The following is a 1,977-nucleotide window of genomic DNA, read 5'->3' on the forward strand; positions in this document are numbered from 1 at the left end:
TGGCAGGTCTACCTGGATTCGAACCAGGGAATGACGGCATCAAAAGCCGTTGCCTTACCGCTTGGCGATAGACCTACAGTGCTTATTTTCATAAGACTTTGCACAAACTAGAGAGAATGGTGCGGAAGGAGAGACTTGAACTCTCACACCTTGCGGCGCCAGAACCTAAATCTGGTGCGTCTACCAATTCCGCCACTTCCGCATATTGTCAGTTATAAATAACTGTTGTATCTCTAGTTGTATTAATTAAATCAGTAATTGGTAAAAAGCTGATTTAAAGAATAATGGTGCGGAAGGAGAGACTTGAACTCTCACACCTTACGGCGCCAGAACCTAAATCTGGTGCGTCTACCAATTCCGCCACTTCCGCAATGATCAACTGTCGAAACAATTAATCTAAAATATGGCAGGTCTACCTGGATTCGAACCAGGGAATGACGGCATCAAAAGCCGTTGCCTTACCGCTTGGCGATAGACCTACAGTGCTTATTTTCATAAGACTTTGCACAAACTAGAGAGAATGGTGCGGAAGGAGAGACTTGAACTCTCACACCTTGCGGCGCCAGAACCTAAATCTGGTGCGTCTACCAATTCCGCCACTTCCGCATATTGTCAGTTATAAATAACTGTTGTATCTCTAGTTGTATTAATTAAATCAGTAATTGGTAAAAAGCTGATTTAAAGAATAATGGTGCGGAAGGAGAGACTTGAACTCTCACACCTTACGGCGCCAGAACCTAAATCTGGTGCGTCTACCAATTCCGCCACTTCCGCAATGATCAACTGTCGAAACAATTAATCTAAAATATGGCAGGTCTACCTGGATTCGAACCAGGGAATGACGGCATCAAAAGCCGTTGCCTTACCGCTTGGCGATAGACCTACAGGGCTTACTTACATAAGCATTGCTTGTTGGGTAGTAACAAGACTTTAAAATCAGAGAGGATGGTGCGGAAGGAGAGACTTGAACTCTCACACCTTGCGGCGCCAGAACCTAAATCTGGTGCGTCTACCAATTCCGCCACTTCCGCATATTGTCAGTTATAAATAACTGTTGTCTCTGATTGTATTTTTCAAATTAAGTAAATACTTACATTGAAGAATAAATGGTGGCTACGACGGGATTCGAACCTGTGACCCCATCATTATGAGTGATGTGCTCTAACCAACTGAGCTACGTAGCCAACACAGAATACTGAAGTTAATCAATACTCTTAAAGAGTGGCAGGTCTACCTGGATTCGAACCAGGGAATGACGGCATCAAAAGCCGTTGCCTTACCGCTTGGCGATAGACCTACAATGTGCTTTTTCAAGCTTCTCTCAACCCTATTGAGAGAATGGTGCGGAAGGAGAGACTTGAACTCTCACACCTTGCGGCGCCAGAACCTAAATCTGGTGCGTCTACCAATTCCGCCACTTCCGCAAATTTTTATTCTTAACTGTAATCAGAAAAGAAATGGTGGCTACGACGGGATTCGAACCTGTGACCCCATCATTATGAGTGATGTGCTCTAACCAACTGAGCTACGTAGCCAACATAGAATACTGAAGTTAATCAATACTCTTAAAGAGTGGCAGGTCTACCTGGATTCGAACCAGGGAATGACGGCATCAAAAGCCGTTGCCTTACCGCTTGGCGATAGACCTACAGTGCTTATTTTCATAAGACTTTGCACAAACTAGAGAGAATGGTGCGGAAGGAGAGACTTGAACTCTCACACCTTGCGGCGCCAGAACCTAAATCTGGTGCGTCTACCAATTCCGCCACTTCCGCATATTGTCAGTTATAAATAACTGTTGTATCTCTAGTTGTATTAATTAAATCAGTAATTGGTAAAAAGCTGATTTAAAGAATAATGGTGCGGAAGGAGAGACTTGAACTCTCACACCTTACGGCGCCAGAACCTAAATCTGGTGCGTCTACCAATTCCGCCACTTCCGCAATGATCAACTGTCGAAACAATTAATCTAAAATA

The 1,977-nt window shown here is 44.0% G+C and carries 15 tRNA genes; all 15 read right to left on the bottom strand.

Annotated elements, in window-relative coordinates:
- Nucleotides 1-75 (bottom strand) — tRNA-Gln (locus PMAL9190_RS19735).
- 42 nt (nt 76-117) lie between these two features.
- Nucleotides 118-202: transfer RNA gene (locus tag PMAL9190_RS19740), tRNA-Leu, on the bottom strand.
- 83 nt (nt 203-285) lie between these two features.
- Nucleotides 286-370: transfer RNA gene (locus PMAL9190_RS19745), tRNA-Leu, on the bottom strand.
- Between the two features lie 34 nt (nt 371-404).
- Nucleotides 405-479 (bottom strand) — tRNA-Gln (locus PMAL9190_RS19750).
- Between the two features lie 42 nt (nt 480-521).
- Nucleotides 522-606 (bottom strand) — tRNA-Leu (locus tag PMAL9190_RS19755).
- A gap of 83 nt (nt 607-689) precedes the next feature.
- Nucleotides 690-774, bottom strand: a tRNA-Leu gene (locus PMAL9190_RS19760).
- A gap of 34 nt (nt 775-808) precedes the next feature.
- Nucleotides 809-883: transfer RNA gene (locus tag PMAL9190_RS19765), tRNA-Gln, on the bottom strand.
- Between the two features lie 63 nt (nt 884-946).
- Nucleotides 947-1,031 (bottom strand) — tRNA-Leu (locus PMAL9190_RS19770).
- Between the two features lie 76 nt (nt 1,032-1,107).
- Nucleotides 1,108-1,184, bottom strand: a tRNA-Met gene (locus PMAL9190_RS19775).
- Nucleotides 1,185-1,222: 38 nt separating this feature from the next.
- A tRNA-Gln gene (locus PMAL9190_RS19780) sits at nt 1,223-1,297 on the bottom strand.
- 42 nt (nt 1,298-1,339) lie between these two features.
- A tRNA-Leu gene (locus PMAL9190_RS19785) sits at nt 1,340-1,424 on the bottom strand.
- Between the two features lie 34 nt (nt 1,425-1,458).
- Nucleotides 1,459-1,535, bottom strand: a tRNA-Met gene (locus tag PMAL9190_RS19790).
- Nucleotides 1,536-1,573: 38 nt separating this feature from the next.
- Nucleotides 1,574-1,648, bottom strand: a tRNA-Gln gene (locus PMAL9190_RS19795).
- A gap of 42 nt (nt 1,649-1,690) precedes the next feature.
- A tRNA-Leu gene (locus tag PMAL9190_RS19800) sits at nt 1,691-1,775 on the bottom strand.
- A gap of 83 nt (nt 1,776-1,858) precedes the next feature.
- Nucleotides 1,859-1,943: transfer RNA gene (locus PMAL9190_RS19805), tRNA-Leu, on the bottom strand.
- Nucleotides 1,944-1,977 lie beyond the last annotated feature (34 nt).

Source organism: Photobacterium malacitanum (assembly GCF_900185615.1).
Lineage (GTDB): Bacteria > Pseudomonadota > Gammaproteobacteria > Enterobacterales > Vibrionaceae > Photobacterium > Photobacterium malacitanum.